General features: G+C 69.4%; 19 protein-coding genes. 7 read left to right on the forward strand and 12 right to left on the reverse strand.

Translation table 11 applies throughout. From position 1 onward, the window contains the following. From GTZ93_RS40950 to GTZ93_RS40970, 5 genes are all read right to left on the reverse strand, one after another. Positions 1-555, reverse strand: coding sequence for a hypothetical protein (locus tag GTZ93_RS40950; protein WP_139917888.1), 555 nt, complete (start codon positions 553-555; stop codon positions 1-3). Then, positions 545-1,858 (reverse strand): lanthionine synthetase C family protein, encoded by a 1,314-nt coding sequence (locus GTZ93_RS40955; RefSeq protein WP_139917886.1) that lies wholly within the window; start codon positions 1,856-1,858, stop codon positions 545-547. The genes GTZ93_RS40950 and GTZ93_RS40955 overlap by 11 nt, the downstream gene beginning before the upstream one ends. Further along, positions 1,855-5,139, reverse strand: coding sequence for a lantibiotic dehydratase (locus tag GTZ93_RS40960; protein WP_257979142.1), 3,285 nt, complete (start codon positions 5,137-5,139; stop codon positions 1,855-1,857). Before GTZ93_RS40960 ends, GTZ93_RS40955 begins: the two co-directional genes overlap by 4 nt. A 117-nt stretch (positions 5,140-5,256) precedes the next feature. Further along, positions 5,257-5,451, reverse strand: a complete 195-nt coding sequence (locus GTZ93_RS40965) for a class I lanthipeptide (protein ID WP_120577331.1) — start codon at positions 5,449-5,451, stop codon at positions 5,257-5,259. 93 nt (positions 5,452-5,544) lie between these two features. Beyond that, the gene (locus GTZ93_RS40970) at positions 5,545-7,029 is read right to left on the reverse strand and encodes an NAD(P)-binding domain-containing protein (protein WP_139917884.1); all 1,485 of its coding nucleotides are present in this window, start codon (positions 7,027-7,029) and stop codon (positions 5,545-5,547) included. 128 nt (positions 7,030-7,157) lie between these two features. Between GTZ93_RS40970 and GTZ93_RS40975 the strand changes: the two genes are divergently transcribed. Further along, entirely contained in the window at positions 7,158-7,646 is a 489-nt protein-coding gene (locus GTZ93_RS40975; RefSeq protein ID WP_139917882.1) for a hypothetical protein, read from the forward strand. Between the two features lie 42 nt (positions 7,647-7,688). Here GTZ93_RS40975 and GTZ93_RS40980 read toward each other — a convergent pair whose 3' ends face one another. Beyond that, complete coding sequence (locus tag GTZ93_RS40980) at positions 7,689-7,913, reverse strand: hypothetical protein (protein WP_139917880.1); 225 nt, start codon at positions 7,911-7,913, stop codon at positions 7,689-7,691. 452 nt (positions 7,914-8,365) lie between these two features. Then, positions 8,366-9,406 carry a peptidoglycan-binding domain-containing protein gene (locus tag GTZ93_RS40985; RefSeq protein ID WP_139917878.1) on the reverse strand — a complete coding sequence of 347 codons (1,041 nt, stop codon included), beginning with the start codon at positions 9,404-9,406 and terminating at the stop codon, positions 8,366-8,368. Between the two features lie 200 nt (positions 9,407-9,606). Here GTZ93_RS40985 and GTZ93_RS40990 point away from each other — a divergent pair, with 200 nt between their 5' ends. From GTZ93_RS40990 to GTZ93_RS41000, 3 genes are all read left to right on the forward strand, one after another. Beyond that, positions 9,607-10,407, forward strand: a complete 801-nt coding sequence (locus GTZ93_RS40990) for a VOC family protein (protein ID WP_139917877.1) — start codon at positions 9,607-9,609, stop codon at positions 10,405-10,407. Positions 10,408-10,424: 17 nt separating this feature from the next. Next, entirely contained in the window at positions 10,425-10,913 is a 489-nt protein-coding gene (locus GTZ93_RS40995; RefSeq protein ID WP_139917874.1) for a VOC family protein, read from the forward strand. 95 nt (positions 10,914-11,008) lie between these two features. Beyond that, positions 11,009-11,473, forward strand: coding sequence for a hypothetical protein (locus GTZ93_RS41000; RefSeq protein ID WP_139917872.1), 465 nt, complete (start codon positions 11,009-11,011; stop codon positions 11,471-11,473). A gap of 35 nt (positions 11,474-11,508) precedes the next feature. Here GTZ93_RS41000 and GTZ93_RS41005 read toward each other — a convergent pair whose 3' ends face one another. Then, positions 11,509-11,934: a hypothetical protein gene (locus GTZ93_RS41005; protein ID WP_139917870.1), complete on the reverse strand. Its 426-nt coding sequence runs from the start codon at positions 11,932-11,934 to the stop codon at positions 11,509-11,511. Between the two features lie 203 nt (positions 11,935-12,137). On the opposite strand from GTZ93_RS41005, the gene glsA reads away from it, so the two are divergent. Further along, positions 12,138-13,148: a glutaminase A gene (gene glsA, locus GTZ93_RS41010; protein WP_139917868.1), complete on the forward strand. Its 1,011-nt coding sequence runs from the start codon at positions 12,138-12,140 to the stop codon at positions 13,146-13,148. 56 nt (positions 13,149-13,204) lie between these two features. Next, positions 13,205-14,569 carry a hypothetical protein gene (locus GTZ93_RS41015; protein WP_139917866.1) on the forward strand — a complete coding sequence of 455 codons (1,365 nt, stop codon included), beginning with the start codon at positions 13,205-13,207 and terminating at the stop codon, positions 14,567-14,569. Between the two features lie 20 nt (positions 14,570-14,589). On the opposite strand, the gene GTZ93_RS41020 is transcribed toward GTZ93_RS41015, so the two are convergent. From GTZ93_RS41020 to GTZ93_RS41035, 4 genes are all read right to left on the reverse strand, one after another. After that, positions 14,590-14,928 carry an MBL fold metallo-hydrolase gene (locus GTZ93_RS41020; RefSeq protein ID WP_139917864.1) on the reverse strand — a complete coding sequence of 113 codons (339 nt, stop codon included), beginning with the start codon at positions 14,926-14,928 and terminating at the stop codon, positions 14,590-14,592. A 28-nt stretch (positions 14,929-14,956) separates the two neighbouring features. Continuing rightward, positions 14,957-15,898: a hypothetical protein gene (locus GTZ93_RS41025; RefSeq protein WP_139917862.1), complete on the reverse strand. Its 942-nt coding sequence runs from the start codon at positions 15,896-15,898 to the stop codon at positions 14,957-14,959. A 57-nt stretch (positions 15,899-15,955) separates the two neighbouring features. Further along, the gene (mtgA, locus tag GTZ93_RS41030) at positions 15,956-16,837 is read right to left on the reverse strand and encodes a monofunctional biosynthetic peptidoglycan transglycosylase (RefSeq protein WP_139917860.1); all 882 of its coding nucleotides are present in this window, start codon (positions 16,835-16,837) and stop codon (positions 15,956-15,958) included. A gap of 158 nt (positions 16,838-16,995) precedes the next feature. Beyond that, positions 16,996-17,178 carry a hypothetical protein gene (locus GTZ93_RS41035; RefSeq protein WP_139917857.1) on the reverse strand — a complete coding sequence of 61 codons (183 nt, stop codon included), beginning with the start codon at positions 17,176-17,178 and terminating at the stop codon, positions 16,996-16,998. On the opposite strand from GTZ93_RS41035, the gene GTZ93_RS41040 reads away from it, so the two are divergent. Next, positions 17,168-18,565, forward strand: coding sequence for a hypothetical protein (locus tag GTZ93_RS41040; RefSeq protein ID WP_139917855.1), 1,398 nt, complete (start codon positions 17,168-17,170; stop codon positions 18,563-18,565). The genes GTZ93_RS41035 and GTZ93_RS41040 overlap by 11 nt on opposite strands. The last annotated feature ends 55 nt before the right edge of the window (positions 18,566-18,620 follow it).

Below are 18,620 nucleotides of genomic sequence, written 5' to 3' on the forward strand. Positions count from 1 at the left end.
TCACCTCCGCCCGCCGCGAGCCTGCGCCCACAGCGCGGCCGCCAGCGACTCCGTGCCCACCTGCACTTCGACCGTGTTCGGGGTGCCTGGCGCGTCGCCGCCCGCCGACGAAACGTCGTGCGCACGGACGAGCACGCCCGACGCCAGCCTCCCGCTCAACGCCTCTGGCACTCGCGTCCCCGTATCCACCCACTCCACCTCGTAGTCGCGCATGCCTTGCGCCGTCCGTGCGCGCACTCGCAGCCCCGGACGCAGCGTGCCCTGGTGCTGTTCGGGCACGGTGAAGAACAGCCGCGTCCGCATGTCGCTCCCGGGCGATGGAGCCGTGGGCGAGCCCAGGGACACCACCTCCACCACCCCTGGGACGCTCACCACGCGGGCCACCGGCACGCGCGTCGCGAAGAGGCCCAGGAGCGCGATCGCGACCTCCAACGGCAGCGGCAGCCAGCGCACCCAGCTCGGGTGCTCCAGCCGCACCGGCTCCGCGGCGGGCCCGCGCGCATGGCGCTCCAGGGCCTCGCGCCTGAAGGGCGTGTTCCCTTCCTCAGCGGCCATGTCGCGACTCCAGCGGCGTGCGGAAGGACGCGAGCAGCATCCGATCCCACGCCGGCTCCTCGTCGCTGATGGCCGCCAGCAGCGCGAGCGCGATGCCCACCGAGCCCGTCAGGAAGCTGGCGTTGTCCTCCACCCGGTCCGTGTAGATTTCGCGAGGGAACCACGCCGCGTAGCCACCGACGCCTTCGCCGGGCACGCGCCGCGCCACGAGCCGCGCGAAGCACTCGCGCGCTTCGCGGCCGAAGGCCTCCTCCCCCGTCAGCCGGTACATGCGGTGGAACAGGTGCGCCAGCCCCGCCTCGCCGTGGCACAGCCCGCCGTCCATCACTTCGCGCGTCTCCTCGGGCCGGCGCACCGCGCGCAGGCCCGTCTCCACCGCCACCCGTTCCCACTCCGCGTTGCCCACCGCGCGCGCGGCCATCAGCAGCGTCGCGGCCACACCTGGATCCCCGTAGCACCACGCCCCCCGCGACACCTGGGAGCGCCGCACCTCGTTGTCCGCGTAGTAGGCGAAGGCGGACAGCGAGCTCGAGGGCTGCCGCTGCGCGAGCAGCCACCGCACAGCCTCCTCCAGCGCGGGCCCCACCCGCGCCCGGTCGACGCCGTGCGCCCACGCGGCCGCCAGCAGGCCCACCACGCCCGGGTTGCCGTGGGCCACGCCCAGGTTGTAGCCGCCATCCTGCTGCTTCTTGCGGGTGGTCGTGGGGATGAGCTCCGGAGGGGTCCGCCACGCCCGCCCCTGCGGCCCCAACTCCGACACGGCCAGCAGGTGGTGGACGACGCGCTCCAGGCACCGGCGCGCCCGGGCCCCCGGAAGCCGCTCCAGCGCGAAGACGCCCAGCCCCACCAGCCCGGCGATGAGATCGTAGTGCTGCACCCAATGCTCGACGCCCAGGGCGTCCTCCAGCGCCGCTTCCACTTCCTCCAGCGGATCCTCCTCCGCGCCCAGCTGATCCGGCAGAAGGTGCGCGCCCAGGTGCTGCATCACCCACGACACCTGGACGAAGCCGCCGTGCAGCGCCGGACGCATCCACTGGCGCCCCACCTCCTCCAGCGCCCCGTCCAGGAAGCGCGCCGCGTGCTCCGGGTCATCCCCTCCGGGCCACACGCGCGCCAGGTAGCCGTGCAGCAGCGCCTGACTCGACAAGCGCTCCGCGATGCGCATGCCCTTGTGAGTGAAGGGCTTGTGCAGCTCGGTGGTGATGGCACGCACCGTCTCCGCGGCCTGGTCCGCCAGAGTTCCAGTGAGCAGCGGCCGCCACCGGGGAGCCTCCTGATTGGGACGGATGGAATGGGCCATCATGGGCGTGGCTCCTGCGCGCGGGCGCGCGCGAGCTGGGATTGGTAGGTCCTGGCGAGGAAGTCGTAGAGCACCAGCTCCTGCGCGCGCGCCGCGGAGCGCAGCATCCGGTTGGCGTGCATGTGCAGGTGGATGCCGGCAACCGTGGGCAGGGACACGCCGAGCCGGCCCTCGCGCGAGGCCACCTCCAGGCGCCGCCGCACGGGGACAAGCCGCTCCGAGCGCTCGCGCAGCACGGCGAGCCCCTCACTGAGCAGCGGGCTTCTTTCCGCGTCCGGCGCCCAGGCCGCCTCCAATGCGGCGCGGGCCTGCCGGTAGCGGGCACCGAGCTGGTGCGTGAAGGCCGTGTCCATGCGGAACTCCCGCCCGAAGAAGTCGCGGGAACGCTCGGCCACCGTCAGCTTCGCGCGCGCATCCAGGCCCAGGTCCTCCAGCAGCAGATCCATGCCCCGCAGGGTGAGCTGCCACCGGGCCTCCGCGCCCGCGTCCCCATCCAACAGTGCCATCAGCTTCAGCACCGCCTCGCTGTCCGCGTGGAACAACTCCTCGGCCAGGGCCATGCCCTCCGGACCGCCGTAGCGCTCCAGCTCCCGCTCGTACGTGTCGAGTTGCACCTTCCACACCACACCGGCCCGCGCCAGCGGTGCCACCGCGGCGGAGAGCGCCGGCAGTGCGTCGCGGTGAAGGCGGGCCGGATCCCCGTGCAGCCGCAGGCGCACGTGCCAGTCTGGATCCTCGAAGCGGATGAAGAACCAGCGGTCCACCACGCCCTCGCGGACGAGCTGCTCCACCAACGGCGTCACCGCGTCGCACAGCACGTCATCCGCGCCAGCGGTGCCCGCGTACAGCTTCGCGTAGAGCCACTCCGAGCCCGGCGCGAAGTGCCGGGGGACACCGGCGGATGGACCACTGCGCGGGGCAGGCACGGAAGCCGTGGGCTCCTGGCGCCGCACCATGGGGAGGAACAGCTCATGGACGAATCTCCCCTCCGGACCGTGAGTGCACAGCGAGTCCGGCCCGACGAGCTGCTCGCGCAGCACGGCGCGGGCGCTGTCCTTCACCAGCGACGCGAGCGTCTCCACGCACAGGACGTTGTCCAGGTCCAACGGCAGCACGTTGTCGCCATTCACCAAGGCCACGTGGCGCGGCAGGCCCAGCCGCTCGCGAAGCGCTTGCACGGCCCGGAAGCACTCCTCGCCGCGCGCCGCGCCCAGCGGCTTCAGCACGTCCGGCCCCAGCCGCCACCTCGCCAGCGACAGCACCACCCGGCCGGACACCACCCGCGGCAGGAAGTCCAGGCCCTCCAGCACGCCCCAGTTCCACGACAGGCCCACCGCGCGCCCCTCATGCTGGAGCATGCCCAGGAAGCGGTAGACGCCCAGGCCTCGGGCGAAGTTGTGCGCGGTCGTGAGTCGCGGCAGCACCTCGCGGCCCAGCCGCTTCGAGCGCAACACCACGCGCCCATCCACCACCGACACCCGCAGGTCCTCCACCAGGAGCTGCTGCGCGTCGGGCGCGCCAGAGGCCCCCAGGAAGGGAATCTCGTGCCCGCGCAACTGGGGCCGCAGCAGCACGTTGCCAATGCGTCCCTCCGGCAGGTGCACCACCTCCGCGAAGACGGCGTCCGGGCGGAGCGCCTCCTCGGCTCGCAGGTGCCGCTCCACCGCGTCGCGCAGCGCCGGGTCCCCATGACAGAAGCGGCCCAGGGTGTTGGCGCCAGAGGGTCCTGCCGCGCCGCGCAGCACCAGCGAGAAGTCCCCGCTCGCGAAGGACTCGTCCGATGCGGCCAACACGCTGAAGCCCACGGAGATCGCGTCTGGCGGCGGCACGGGCTTCTCCGAGGACAGCGCTTTCAGGTCCTCTTCGCCCAGCGTCAGCACGCGGGCGCCCGGGCTGGCGGTCAGCCGACGCATCAGGTGCAGCTCGCGCGCACCAAACGTCCCTCCTGCATCCGTCGAGGAGGGGAAGGCCAGCCCGCGCAACAGCGGCGCCCCATCCGCGGCGGGAGCGTTGGACACCTGGAAGCCCACGCCAGACTCCTCGTCGAGCGCCTCCAGCAGCGGCACCTCGCGGCCCTCGTAGCGGCGCGTGAATGCCTCGCAGAACACGCTCAGCGGCGAGCGGCCCGCCTGGGGCCCCATGCGCCGGACGAGTTCCACCGCGCGCGTCACCTCCGCCAGCACCTCCGGTCCCAACGTGGCGCCGGGCGCCGGACGGTAGAGGTCCACCTGGAAGAGGCGCGGGAGCTCCACCTTCACGGGAAGCGACTCGAGCCGAGTGGCGATGGAGCGGTAGGCCTCTTTCGACCGGCCGGGACCCTCCGCATCCAGTCTCGCCAGCTGATCTCCGACGTCCTCCAGACATGTGGCCGCCTCCAGCGCCACCTGCGCGGCCTCGCCGGGACCCGCCTCTTGCGCCAGCACGCGCAGCCGCGCCACCAGGTACGGGAGCGGCTCCGGCCCGGTGACGGGCACGGCCAGCTCCGGCACCAGCAGGTCGTTGTCCACGAGCGTGCGCACGTACCCGGCGGCCTCCTGTGCATCCACCTCCGCGTCCAGCGCGACCAACGTCCGCACCAACTGCTCCGGCCGGGCCCCTGCGCGCGCGTGCTCCAGCACCGCTTCCAGGTACGCATCCGGCCGCACCGAGGACAGGTGGTGCCGGCGCGCCGCGCCCACGTGCCGCGTCTCCACGTAGCGAAGCCGCCCGGCCGCGCGGTACAGGCTGCCATTGGGGCGGTAGCGGAGCACCTCGCGCAGGGCCGGGTGGCGCACCAGCGCCTCCACCAGTCGCGTGAGGTAGTCCATGTCCAGACGGGTGTCGCGCTGGCACTCGCGCACGTCCGCCACCGCCAGGTGCGTGCGCGCTCCCAGGTGCCCCACGGAGCACGACGCGAAGAGGCCGAAGGGCGTGCAGCGCCCCGCCATGCGCAGGAAGTAGCGCACCAGGGCCTGCTCCACCTTGAGGCCGTACTCGCTGTCCGGCGCCTGGAACCAGAGCGGCAGCTCCTCCTCCAGCGAAGGCGACGCGACGAAGAGGGCCTCACGCACCTCCGGCCGCTCCACGTACGCGCGCAGCCTCGTGCGCAACAGCGCGCGATCCGCGTCCAGCGCCTTCGCGAGCGATTCGGTGGCGTGCGGCGCGGTGAGCCGCGAGTTCCAGTGCTCCATTGCGTCGAAGGGCAGGAGCGGAGTGCGCAGGACGAAGAAGTCCGCCGGTTCCATCAGGAATTCGGCGGGAGGCGGGCGCTGCCCCTCGGGAGCGCGGCGGCGGAGCTGGGACATCGCGGCGGACCTCGGAACCAGGTGCGGGAAACGCCCCGGGCCGGCGAGCACCGGCCCGGGGCAATCGCTCACCATGGCTCGGAAGCGGACCTCACCTCCGAGCGCATGGCGCACGCATCAGAAACAGCAGCCGAAGAACTCACCCGTCTGGCAGAGCGCGTTCGTGTAGCAGACGGTGGCCTCGGTCGGATCCGTGCCAGTGCAGGCGACGACGGAGGTCGGGGCGCCACCGGCAACCTGCTTCATCTCGGTCTCGTTCAGCGCGCGCAGGGTATCCTTCGACAGCGTCAGCTTCTTGGTGGGCTTCTTCATGATTCGTCTCTCGCTGTAAGGCCGCACGGAATTGCGCGGTCGAAACGAATTACGAAGCCACCTGGAATTCCTGGTCGTTGCCCCAATCACTTATCAGCGTTCCGCGTCCTGTGGAGGCAGCCACGTGAGCACGTTGCGCGACCACAGATTGCGGAAGGTGGCGACAAGCTTCGCGCGCTCCGCCGGGTCCGTCATCTCGTTGGCGTCGGCAATCTCAGCAATGCTGGTGGTGCCATCCGCGAGCCCAAGCAGTTCCCGCTCCATGTCGCTGGCGCCGAGCCCGGGGGGCAGCAGGAAGCGGGTCGGATCCAGGCCGGTGGTGCGTTCCACGCTCTGCGCCGTGGGGCGCTCCAGGAGATGTGGGTGCACCCATGCGCGGCTCCAGGAGCCCACCGCCAACGGGCGCAGCGATTCCACACGCTCGGGCGGCACGTCCTCGCGCAGCACCTGGAGGAGGGCCTCCAGGTTGAGTAGGGCCCGCGCAAGCGGCGGCGCCATGCCCGGGGGCACCCGCGCGCCCGCCATCGCGCGCACCGCGAACACGGCGGTGGCGATGGACACCATCACCCCCGCGTTGGAGGCACCCACGTGCAGGGGCCCTCCGGCGAGCCGCACGCGGCGGCGACCCTCGAAGACGAGCGGCCACAGGTCCGGCCGGGACTCCACCGCCAGGCGCTCCTGCTCCGCCGCGGTCCAATCCGGGTGCGCCTGCTTCGCCTCCTCCAGGCTGACGGACTCCCGCAGCCCTCGCACCTCGTCCCCTGTCAGCACTCCCGCGCGCGAGAGCAGTTCCAGCACGTGTGGGGACAGGCGCGCGCCGCATGCGGCCACCAGCACGTCGCACGGCAGATGAAGCGCCTCGCCGCCCTCGTGGTACGTGACGCCGTCGCGGGTGACGCGCACCGCGCTGGCGTTCGGCACCAGCCGCGAGCCCGTGGCCTCCACCAACCGCGCGAAGTGCGGCAACCGGTGCATGCCCCGTGGCGCGCCGCGCATCAGGAGCGTCACCGGCTGGCCCGCCATCATCAGCGCCCCGGCCTGCTCGAAGCCGGAGATGCCACCGCCCAGCACCGCCACGCGCCGGCCGGCCACCTCCGCCGCGGAGCGCAGCCCCTCCCGCACCTCCACGCGGGAGCCGGGCTGCACTGAGTCTGGAGGCAGGGGTCGCCGCTCATACCAGGCGGTGACGAGCACCTCTTCGGCGCGCACCTCGATGCGGCCCTCTGGCGTCTCCACCTCCACCGTCACGCCGTCCGCGTCGGGGCGCAGGCCCACGCAGCGATGGCGGCAGCGGATGTCCAGGCGCCCCGTCTGGATGACGCGCGCGTAGTAGTGCAGCACGTCCTCGCGCTCGCACTCCAGCGCGTCGCGGCAGTCCAGCGGCAGTCCACCCACCTCCCAGTGCGAGGCGGGCGACAGGTAGACGAGGCCCTCGATGTGGTCATGCAGCGATGCCAGCGGGGTGGCGCCGGACTCCAGGGCCAGGGCGGGGATGCCACGTGCCCGGGCCTCGAAGAGGGCAGCCACCGCGGTGGGGCCGCCGCCAATGACACACAGCTTCGTCGTGAGGGTCGTCATGCGCGCGCCAGCCTATACACGGTTCGGCTGCCCAAGCGCGATGAGGGCTTTTTTGAAAGGAATCGAGCCAGGATTACCGCCTCATTTCGTATGGGATGCGGACACGCTGGTGAGAGCAGGGGAAGCGCATGCGCATCTTCCAGGACATGGGGAGGCTCCTCCAGGAGCGGTGGCTGAAGGTCCAGCACAGCGAGGAGGCCTTTCCCGACATCGCGGCCGAGGTCCTGCGGGAGCTGGCCCCGCATCAGGCGTTCAAGACGCTGGAGCCCCTGGAGTGGCTCTACGGGACGCGTGACTTCCCAAAGCAGCTCACCACGCGTCCGGGCTTCGGCCAGCCCGCGCTGACGGTGTTCTCCGACGCCCGCCTGCTCATCGACCTGTACTACTGGGTGGACGGCACCACCGACATCCACCAGCACGGCTTCTGTGGCGCCTTCCAGGTGCTCCAGGGCAGCAGCATCCACGGGCACTACCATTCCCGCGGCCACGCGGAGGTGATGACCCGCCTGAAGGAGACCTTCGACGCCGAGGAGGTGGACGGCCAGTCGGACGACATCGCCGCGCTGGCCGACTCCCTGCGCGAGTCCACGCTGTTCCGGCCCACCTTCAGGGGCTGAATGGGCGCGGTCTCCCTTCTCATTTACTTCAAGGTCGCGCCGCTACGCTTCGGACTCCGGAGACGCCTGCGCGTCGGGTTGCTTGCTGGCGCGGACGACCGCGACCCACGCGAGCAGGACCAGCAGCAGTGCCGGAAACTCCACGATGAGCCGCGTCGCATCGGCACTGCCACGCTCGGGGTGGGGGTCCAAGGAGAAGCTCAGCTGGCGCTTCCAGGGCAGCTGGTAGGTCCAGCTGGTGGAGTGGCGGCGACTGAGGAACTTCACCTCCCAATCCGAGGTCGGCCCGGGTTGCGTGGGGCCGATCCCGGTGGCGCTGGCGATATGAAGCCGGATCAATCGCGCGTCGGTCCAGCCCACCCACCATGAACGGCCGTGGATGAAGGGAGACCGCAGCGGCCGGGCGGAGGTCCTGCCCACCGAGAAAGAGTACCAGGGGCTGAGGTACCAGACGGCCGTCAAGGCCAAGGCCAGCACCAGGAGTGCCTTCGGGAGTAGACTCCGTGCTCGGGAGCGCCGTGACGTGGGTTCGGACATCTGCCCGCCCACTGTAGCGCTATTTCCCTCACTTCTCGTTAGCGAACGAGGACGAAGGCGGGGCTCCGTTCGATGCCGCAGGCCGCCTCACGCGTCTGACAGGCGAAGCCCGCAGCCCAGAATTCAAATCAAACCCAAGATGCCGGTCAGGTCGTCCGTCCAGGCGGGATCCCGAGGCTGTTTCAGCCCTTACCCTTCGGACGGCTCACCGTGTACATGACGATGTTGTGGTCCGAGCCGCCGGTCGGGCCGGCCCTCACGTTCGAGACCTTGCACCCGTAGGACATCGCATAGTCAATCTTGCCGTGGCCGTGGCTCTCCACGCCGCCATGGGTGGTCATGCCCGCCTGCTGCGCAATCCAGCCGGGCGACCACTTCCCCTTCGTCGACGCCGGCTCGTTCCAGTCGCCACCGATGAGCAAACCCTCGTCAGGGTTCTTCGCGATCTTCCGCTGCGCGAAGCCGAGCAGCTTCTCGGAGAGTGACTTGTAGGTGCTCACGCGGTTCTTCGGCCCGACGGGCTCCCCGCCCTTCCAGTCGACCGAGGGCGGCTGGTGGGCCGAGACCACCTGCAGCCAACCCGCGAGCTTGACCGCGGTGGCCGCCCGCGGCGGAGCATGGCCGCCGCGCACGGTGGTCCAGCCGCCGCCCTCGCCTTGGATGGACGTCTTCTGCCCCTGGAGCAGGCTGTCCTTCACGAGGATGCCCGTCTCGCCATGGTCCTTGGCCCCGGGGAAGGTCACCAGGTGGTAGCCAGGGATGTTCTCCAGGGCCTTGTGGTAGCCGTTGATCTCCTGGAGCTGGACGAAGTCGAGCTTGTTCTTCTTGGCGAAGTCGCCCAGCCACTTCTTCACGTCCTGGGGATTGCGGTCGCGCTCGACGTTGTAGGTCGCGCCCTTGAGCTGCGACGGGGTCTTGCTCTTGCTGTCGCTGCCACCGGCCGCACTGGTCTGGGCGGTGGTGCTGCCTTCAGTGCCGGGGGTGGTGGTGGCGCTGATGCGCTTCAGCGATTGGTCCATCCGCTCGCCGACGACCCCCTGCGGCTTCCCTTCCCAGCCGTTGTCGCGCTTGTAGGCGACCACCGCCTTGGCGGTCTTGGCGTCGAAGCGGTCGTCGGCGGCCCCCTTCAGGTAACCGGCCGACTTCAGGCGCTCTTCGACCTTCTGAACGCGGTTGCCAGTGGATCCGACGTGGAGGGGGCGGTGGTGGGCGGTGGTTCGCATGGTTTTCTTGATTCTCGACCATCGAGAGGAAATGTTTCCTCTGTTCGCGCCGACGCGGCAGAACTTGCCGCACTGCGACACGGTGGCCCGGCTTCGTCAGGAAGAATGCAAAGGAACGAAGGTCTTGCTCGACGTGGGCGCGCGGACCCTCCACATCGGTCCGGAGCAAGGTTCCATCCGTTCGCGAAGGGAATGACACGATGAGCACTGGAAGCTTCATTTGGTACGAGCTGATGACCCACGACCCCGACGCCGCCGCGAAGTTCTATGGCGCCGTCGTTGGCTGGAAGATCTCGGCCCCGTCCGAGTCCATGCCGAGCGGACAGGACTACCGCATGATCATGCGCGGCGATGGCGGCTCCGCTGGCGGCGTGCTGCGCCTTTCACAGGACATGGTGCAGCATGGCGCACAGCCCTGCTGGCTCGGCTATCTGCACGTGGCCGACGTCGATGCGTCCATCCAGGCCATGGTCGCCGATGGTGCCAGGGTGCTGATGCCGCGCATGGATCTGCCCGTCGGAAAGATCGCGATGGTCGCCGACCCGATGGGCACGCCCTTCTACGTGATGGCGCCGATTCCACCGCCCGGTAAGCCCGATGCGAAGAGCGACGTCTTCGACGTGAAGGCGTCGCAGCGCATCCGCTGGAACGAGTTGGCCAGCCCCGACCTCACGCGCGCCAAGACGTTCTACGCGAAGCACTTCCACTTCCAGTTCAACGAAGTGATGCCCATGGGCCCGATGGGCGACTACTGCTTCGTCGACCACGACGGCGTTCGGCTTGGCGCCATCATGCAGAAGCCCGCCGAGGGCCCCGGCCCCACCGGCACCTGGCTGTTCTACTTCGGCGTGCCCTCGGTCGCCGAGGCGCAGCGCGCCATCACCGCCAACGGCGGCAAGGTGCTGCAAGGTCCGCACGAGGTGCCCGGCGGCGACTGGATTGTCGTCGCAACGGACCCCTCGGGTGCAGCATTTGGTGTTGTAGGAAGCAAGGGCGAGTGAGCCCAAGGAGCGCAACCATGACGAACCCCGTGAACAAGGCCCTCATCTGCCTCTGGTACGAACGCAATGCCGAAGAAGCGGCTGCGTTCTACGCCCGCACCTTCCCCGGCAGCTCCGTTGGCGCCACGCACCGCGCCCCGGGCGATTACCCGGACGGCAAGGAGGGTGATGCCCTCACGGTGGAGTTCACCGTGCTGGGCATTCCGTGCATCGGCCTCAATGGCGGTCCCGCCTTCAAGCACAGTGAAGCCTTCTCGTTCCAGATCAGCACGAAGGACCAGGAGGAGACGGACCGCTACTGGAAGGCCATCGTTGGCAATGGCGGTCAGGAAAGTCAGTGCGGGTGGTGCAAGGACAAGTGGGGAATCTCGTGGCAGATCACCCCTGCCGCCCTGACGGACGGCATGAGCGATCCGGATCCGGCCGCGCGCAAGCGGGTGTTCGCCGCGATGATGGAGATGAAGAAGATCGACATCGCGGCGATCAACGCGGCGCGCAAGGGCTGATACCCGCGAAGAAGAATGCAAAAGAATTCCGGGGGCTCCTTCCCTGGGGGAACGGCGGTTCGCGCACCCGCGAGCCGCTTCCACCAGGAGCCTTCATGTTCCGGATTCCGTCCCTCTGCCTCTGCCTCTTCGCTTCGCTCGCCATCGCCGACGAGTCCTCCAAGCCCGCGCGGCTCACCGTGGCCCAGAAGAACGGCTGGGCCACCTACGACACGGAGCTGAAGAAGAAGGAGGACGCAGTCAACAAGGCCTGCGGGTCGTCCTTGAAGAGCAGCTACGACAGGTCGACCTACCCCGCCTTCGACCCGATGAAGGACCGGACCCAGAGCGCCTGCCAGTCCGCCGTGGGCACCCTCGTCGAGGTCTGCGGCACCCCGGATGGCAAGGCGGCGGTGAAGGAGGCCGTCACCCAGACGGTCTGCAAGCTGTCGACGGAAGGGACCAAGGTCTCGCTCGACGGGAGCGTGCTGACCATCCACATCGACCCGGCGAAGAGCTCCATCGCGGGCAAGCAGCCCGGGAACTACAGCTGGAAGGGCGCCCTCGAGGAGATTCTGTAGCCGCGGCGTGAGCGGCTCGTGCCAGGACCGCGCCTCTACCGGCGCGCCTGGGCGCGGGCAATGATGGCCCCCCTCGTCACACCTGCCTGCTCGAAGCAGAGCGCGGCGCGCGCGAGCGCCTCGGTCAACGACGCGACCTCCTCGTGTTGATCCGCGCCAGGACGGACGAAGCTGGTGACGGCCCTCGCGAGTCTCGCGGTGGTCGAGTTGATCACCACGAAGAACCCCTTGCAGTACTCGCGAGCCAGGTCGGCGATCTCGGCCTGATGATCCGCCAGCAGCATCCGCTGGGAATGGGTCAGCGGGCGGGACCGCGAGAAGTCGATGATCAGCACATAGGGCTCGCGCCGGTGGATGAGCTTGGAAAGGCTCCGGAGGATGCTTTCCATCTCGCTGTCCGTCGTGGTGTCGCTACGCTGGACAATGGCCAGGGGCCAGAGCGATTCGTCGAGGGTGTACATGGAGGGAGATGTCTCAATCGGCGGTTTCGGTGAAACATACACCACCCGCGAATCAGCGCGACAGAGCCCTGAAACATGTAACACGAGAAATCTGCAACAAATAGGATGTCCATGTGACGTTGACACGCATCCGGGCGCGACGAATTTTCCAGACAGGAAGCTGCGCTTCTCCCCTGCTTCCAGGAAGCCGAGCCCCTTCACGCATGGATACGACAGGCGAGCCCCCCTTCATCTCCACCGGCCAGCTCCCCGCGGCGGAGCAGGTCCGGGCGTTGGTGGACGAGGCCTACCAGCGCCACCAGGGGAACACCGAGGGACAGTGCTCCCAGGTCTACCCGGCGCTCGCCAGGGTGGATCCCCGGCTCTTCGGCGCGTGCGTGGTGGGCATCAACGGCAGCAGCCATGGGGCCGGGGACGTGGACCATCCCTTCTCCATCATGAGCGTCTCCAAGCCGTTCGTCTTCGCGCTCGTCTGTCAGTCCCTGGGGCCCGAAGAGGTGCGGCGCAAGCTGGGGGTCAATGGCACGGGCCTGCCGTTCAATTCGGCCATGGCCCTTGACCTGAGCCCGGACGGGCGGACCAACCCCATGGTGAACTCGGGAGCGCTGGCGACCACGGGGCTCGTTCCAGGCAGCAGCCCCGAGGCCCGGTGGCGGTTCATCCATGAGGGGCTGTCGCGCTTCGCCGGACATCCGCTCGTACTCGACGAAGAGGTGTATGCCTCCGCGATGGAGACCCATCACCGCAACCAGGGGCTCGCCTTCCTGCTCCACGGTCTGGGCCGCCTGGAGGCGGATCCGGTCCTGACGACCGGGCTCTACACGCGCCAGTGTTCATTGGCGGTGACCGCCAGGGAGCTCGCCGTGATGGGAGCGACCCTGGCGGACGGAGGCGTCAACCCGCTCACCGGGATGCGCGTCGTCGACGAGGAGGTCTGTCATCACACGCTCGCGGTGATGGCCACGGCGGGGATGTATGAGACCTCCGGGGACTGGCTCTACGACGTGGGGGTCCCGGGCAAGAGTGGCATTGGTGGCGGCATCGTCGCCGTCGCGCCGGGCAAGGGCGGGCTGGGCACCTTCGCCCCGCTGCTCGATACAGCGGGCAACAGCGTCAAGGGACAGCTCGTCGCGCGGTTCCTGGCCCCACGGCTTGGCTTGAGCCTGTTCATGTCACGCCCTCAGCCTGGCACGGCCTGGCGCCCCCCGTCGTAGAGGTCCATCGCGGTGGGACTTGGGGTTCTTCTGTCGGATTCGCTAGAAACCCCTCCGTGCCGACCCCATCCCTCTCATCGCGCGGTGGCTTCGCGTCCTCCACGCTCGCGCTCTGGCTGATGTGTCTGGCCCTGTTCGGCATCTACACCACGAGCGAGGCGCGGCTGCAGACGGACTCGCTGTGGTCCATCCCTTCCGCGGCCAGCATCCTCCACGAGGGCAACACCGACCTGGACGAGTTCCGGCACTGGTTCTTCCCGGGGACTGCCTATGCGCGCAACGAGGCCGGCGGCCACACGTACTACGTGTACCCGCCGGGCGTGATGGTCTCCGCGCTGCCGTTCCTCGCCGCCGCCGAAGGACTCATCTCCCTGATGGAGCCAGTGCTGCCCCGCCTGGGGACGTTCGGTGCCGATGCGCTGGCATGGCGGACGCTGTTCCGGCACACAGGGCGGGAGTACCTGGGCTCGTTCGCCCTCACCGAGCAGCTCATCGCCTCTTTCTACGTCTGCGCCGCCGCGGCGGTGCTCCTCGTCACCCTGCGCAGGCGGGTGTCCCCGGGGGCGGCGCTCGTCACCGTGCTGCTTTTCGGGCTGGGCACCACGGCGTACTCCACCGCGAGCCGGGTGCTCTGGCAGCACGGCCCCGGGCTCCTCGCCATCGCCTGCGTCATGCTGTTGCTGGCCCGGCCCGCGCAGACCGCGCGCACCGCGTTCCTGTTGGGCCTCTGGGTCGCGGCCGCCTATGCCTGCCGGCCCACGCACTCCCTCAGCATCCTGGTGGTCACCGGGTTCATGGCCCTGCGCTTCCGCCGCCAACTGCCGGCCTACTTCGCGGGCGCGGCGCTCGTGGCGATACCCTTCTGCGCGTACCACCTGTCTGTCTATGGCTCGGTGTTCTCGCCCTACTACCGTCACACGGTGGATCCGCTCGCCGGACCGTTCTTCATGGCCCTGGCCGCCAACCTCGTCAGTCCCTCGCGAGGCCTCTTCACCTTCTCACCGTTCCTCGTGCTGGGCGTCGTGGGCTTCGTCCAGCGGTGGCGCAGCCGAAGCCTGGAGCCCTACGAGGTCGTCTTCGCCCTCATCCTGGTCCTGCACTGGGCGGCCATCTCCTCCTTCTACATCTGGTGGGCCGGGCACTCCATTGGCCCGCGCTTCTTCACCGACGTGCTGCCCTACCTCGTCTACTTCCTCGCGTTCCCCGTGCAGACGGTGCTGGAGGCTCCCTCACGGAACCGCGTCCTCGCGGGCGCGCTCGTCGTGACGGCCGTGTTCAGCGTGTTCCTCCACTGGCGAGCCTCGCACTCCTACGACGTCCACAACTGGAACTCCTCGCCGGTGGACGTGGACAAGAATCCTTCGCGCGTCTGGGATTGGAAGGATGCGCAGTTCCTGCGCGCCCTTCCCCGTGACGCCTGATTTCCGGCGGAGGCCCTGCCTCAGAGTGACGCGGCGACTCCCGGGGTGAGCCAGCGCACGCGCGGGTCGCTTCCAAGGACCTCACGTGCCTGGGGCTCGGTCGCCAGCGGCTCGAAGGTGCCGAAGTGCATGGGCACGATGATGGAGGGGCGGAAGTACTTGCGCACCGCGAGCGCGGCGGTCCGGGGGTCCATGCCGTAGCGCCCGCCACCCACGTTGAGGAGCACGATGTCCGGGTGCAGCAGCTCCTGCACCAGCGCCATGTCGCCGAACAGCCAGGTGTCGCCCGTGACGCGAACCTCTTCCACTCCCGCGAGCCTCGCGGGCAGCACCACCCGGCCAGGCTCGTCGGGTCGCATCGTGGCTCCAGTATGGAGCAAGTCCGGGTCACTGCTTCGGCGCGGGCTTCGGGTCCTGGGTGTTGCGCAGGTCCGCGCGCACCACGGCGTTGCCGAAGCGCTCCACGTTGGTCAGCCAGGCCGCCGCGTTCTTCACGTAGCGCGCGGTGCCCGCCGTGTCCCACTTGTTGTAGAGGCGCGTGAAGCCACCGTCGAAGATGGCCCGCTTGCCGCCCTTGTCATAGAAGGCCGCCACCAGGTTGCCCGCGGAACCATGAAGCAGCGGCGTGAGCTGCTCGCTCGGCTGGATGGTGGCGATGGTGATGCCCTCGTAGAGGTACTCCAGGCCGGTGGTGAGCAGGTGCCGGCGCAGCAGCCCCGGGCCCTCCCCGTCCTTGCGCAGGCCGACCGTCTGGTCGCCGATGATGTTGCCCACCATGACCGTGCCCAGCAGCGCCTGGCCCACCACGTTGGCGTCCGCGTAGTAGGGCGAGTTGTCGCCCCAGATGTACACGCCGTGCCCCGCGTCGAAGAACTCCTTGATGACCTTCACGTGCTCGGGCGTCAGGTACTGCGTCTCGTCCGAGATGATCCACAACTGACACGCCTTCTGGAGCGCCTTGCGCAGCTCCTTGGGGTCCGGCGCGCTGTTGACCCAGCGGTACACGGAGAAGCCCTTCTCCTTCAGCGCGGCCTTCGGCAGCGAGAAGTCGAAGTCCTGCGTGTAGAACTGGAGCACCGCCACCGTCTGACCTTCGAAGGCGCCGTCCACCGCGAGGTCGTTCTGGTTGCCCTTCGCGTTGCCAAAGCCGTCACGGGCCGCGGGGCGCACCGTTTCGCGCAGCTCCTGGGAACCGTCATTGCGCGTCACCACCCGGCGAACGCTCTCCATGGGAGCGTTCTCACCCGCCACCTGGTTGTACTGCGCGAGGGCGGGAGCGGCGGACAGGACGAAGGCAATGCAGCAGAACAGCGGACGGAGGGCACTCACGAGAACCTCGAAGAGAAGGACGTGGCACCTTCCACGCACGGCTCCGCGAAAAGTTCTTCAGCTGGCGTCCGCCACCAAACCGGGCGCGGGCGGCACACCGAAGAAGCGCGAGAGCTCGGCCTGGGCCTCGCGGGCTTGCGCCGCGCTGATGCGCCCCTCGCGCTCCAGCCTCCCGATGATGACGCCAGCACGGGTGCGCAGGGTCTCGGGCCGCTGCGCCGGCAGCCAGCGACGCGGGGCGGGCAGCATGGCCGCGAGCATCGCGCCCTGCGCCACGCTGAGCGACCGCGCCGAGACGCCGAAGTGCTCGCGCGCCGCCGCCTCGATGCCGTAGACGCCCTCCCCCCACTCCACGACGTTCAGGTACAGCGCGAGGATGCGCTGCTTGGACAGGTGTGACTCCAACTGGCGCGCGAGCAGCAGCTCCTTCCCCTTGCGCAAGAGGCTGCGGTCCGTGGAGAGGTAGAGGTTCTTCGCCAGCTGCTGCGTGAGGGTGGATGCGCCGCGCCCCAGGCGTGCCTCGCGCACCGACTGCTCGAAGGCGTTCTCCACCTCGGTCCAGTCCACGCCTTCGTGCCGGTAGAAGCGCGCGTCCTCGGAGCACAACACGGCGTCCACGGCGTGCGGGGCCACCGCGCCGAGCGGCACCCAGGACTGGCGCACGCGAGGCTTCGTGCCCGCCTCCAGCGCCTCGTCGGCTCGCTGCGCCATGAGCGCCGTGGTGCGCGGGTTCTGCGTCCGCAGGGCGCCCACGTCGGGCAGCCGCGCGGCCTCCACGCCAAACCAGAGGGCCAGCATCAGCCACCCGCCGAGCGCCCAGCGACGCCAGGCCGGGCCTCCGGAGGGCTTCCCAGCGGGACGCCGGGCTCCAGAGGAGGGCTGCTTCGTCTTCTGCATCCGGACGGTGGAGGGGCGCGCAGGGGGCGGACGGGATGTCATCTGTACGCCTACATCTGCCCCGACCCGCCCCTGCTGTCCAGAACGCGGCCGGACGCGGATTTAACCCAGCTTAATTCGTCCGCTGCGGCGGTTCGCGCGACAACCCCTCTGACTGTCGCAGAGGGGGACGTCCACATGCAGTGGCCGATTCGGAGCTTTCAGCCGTTCATCAACACCGTGAAGCCGTCCAGCAGCGGAGCCGTGAGCGCACCGCAGCAGGCGCCAGCAGGTCCGCCTCGGCCGTCGAGCGGCACGTCGTCCTGGGGAAGCGCGTCCACCGACACCTTCAGCGGGAGCACGCCGGGGACTTCGAAGCGCAACCCGCTGAACGTGCCGGACACCGCGCCCTCCCCCACCGACACGCCGATTCTCGCGAAGCCGACCGCCGCCAAGGACTTTGCCGCCAGTGGCTCGGTGATGCTGGGCCCCAATGGCATCTCCGGGAGCGCGAGCCTCGAGGCCGGGGTGAAGGTGGATGCGGGCATCTTCTCCATGAAGGTGGCCGGGTACACCGAGATGGGTGCGAGCTTCAGCCGGGACGCGGAGATGACGACCTTCAGCGTGGAGGCCGAGGTCGGCGTGAAGGGAGAGCTCCAGGCGGACACGACTCACGTCACCGTCACCGGCACCGCCCAGGCGGGCGTGCGTGGCAGCTACCAGGTGACGCTGCCGACCGCGGCCGCCGCGGGCATCACCTCGCCCGAACAGGCCGCCCAGCAGCTCAACCCGTCCCTGCCCCAGAACCTGCCGGTGGGCGCCACCGTGACGCTCAACGGCGAGGCCTTCGTGGGCACGGGCATGGAGGTGGTGTTCAAGAACATCTCCGGCATCTTCGGCGCCATCGGGGGGATGAGCACGGAGAAGGCCAGCGGCATGTCCCTCGCCGTCACCCGGCTGGACGACAAGACCGTCCGGGTCACCGCCGGTCCCACGGAGGCGGTGTCGCGCACCCTCGAGGGAAAGCTGGGGATATTGGGCTTCGCGTTCGGAGCGACGGACACGCGGCGCGTGGAGGGGCAGTTGAGCTCGCGGCAGGTGGACTTCGACATCTCCACGCCCGCGGGACAGGCGGCCTACAACCAATTCCTCTCCACGGGTGAATTGCCGACGAACGACCCCGCGAGCGGCACGTCGAACGCGGCGACGGTGCAGATTGCCTCCGACACGCTCACGCGGGAGGTCACCTTCGCCATCGACCTGGGCGCGGCCGTCATCGACAGCAACGTGTACGTCGCCACGACCTACGACGCAGGCGGCCCGACGGAGTTCCAGTACACGGGCACCAAGGGGACCGTCAGCTTCTCGGTCAGCGGCGAATGGAAGGACCCCGAGGATCCGTCCACGTACACCTATGCGGCCACCCTGCCGGACATGGCCTCCGGGTCCGCGAACGGGCTCCAGGATGCCTTCGCGAACACGACGGGGAGTGGCACCACGGCCTCCGTGTCCTTCACCTACGCGGAGGCACAGCAGGTCCAGCAGATCGCCAAGGACTGGCTGACGGCCATCGAGCAGGGCCAGCCCGGATACGCGGGCAACACGCCGGAGGGCTGGGTGGTGGATGTCGCCAATGCGGCGACCCCTGAAGAGGCCATGGCCCTGCTGATGACGCCGGAGACGAACAACGTCCCCGACGCGGTGGCGGAACGCATGTCCAAGCTTGGCATCTTCCAGCTCAACAACGGCGGCGGGCAGATGCCGGGGGCGCTCACCCTCTCGGAGGGCTGACCTCGCGGACGCGAAGGCACAGGGAACGCGCGGCGGGCCAGGAGCACTGGCTGCC

Source organism: Corallococcus exiguus, from assembly GCF_009909105.1.
Lineage (GTDB): Bacteria > Myxococcota > Myxococcia > Myxococcales > Myxococcaceae > Corallococcus > Corallococcus exiguus.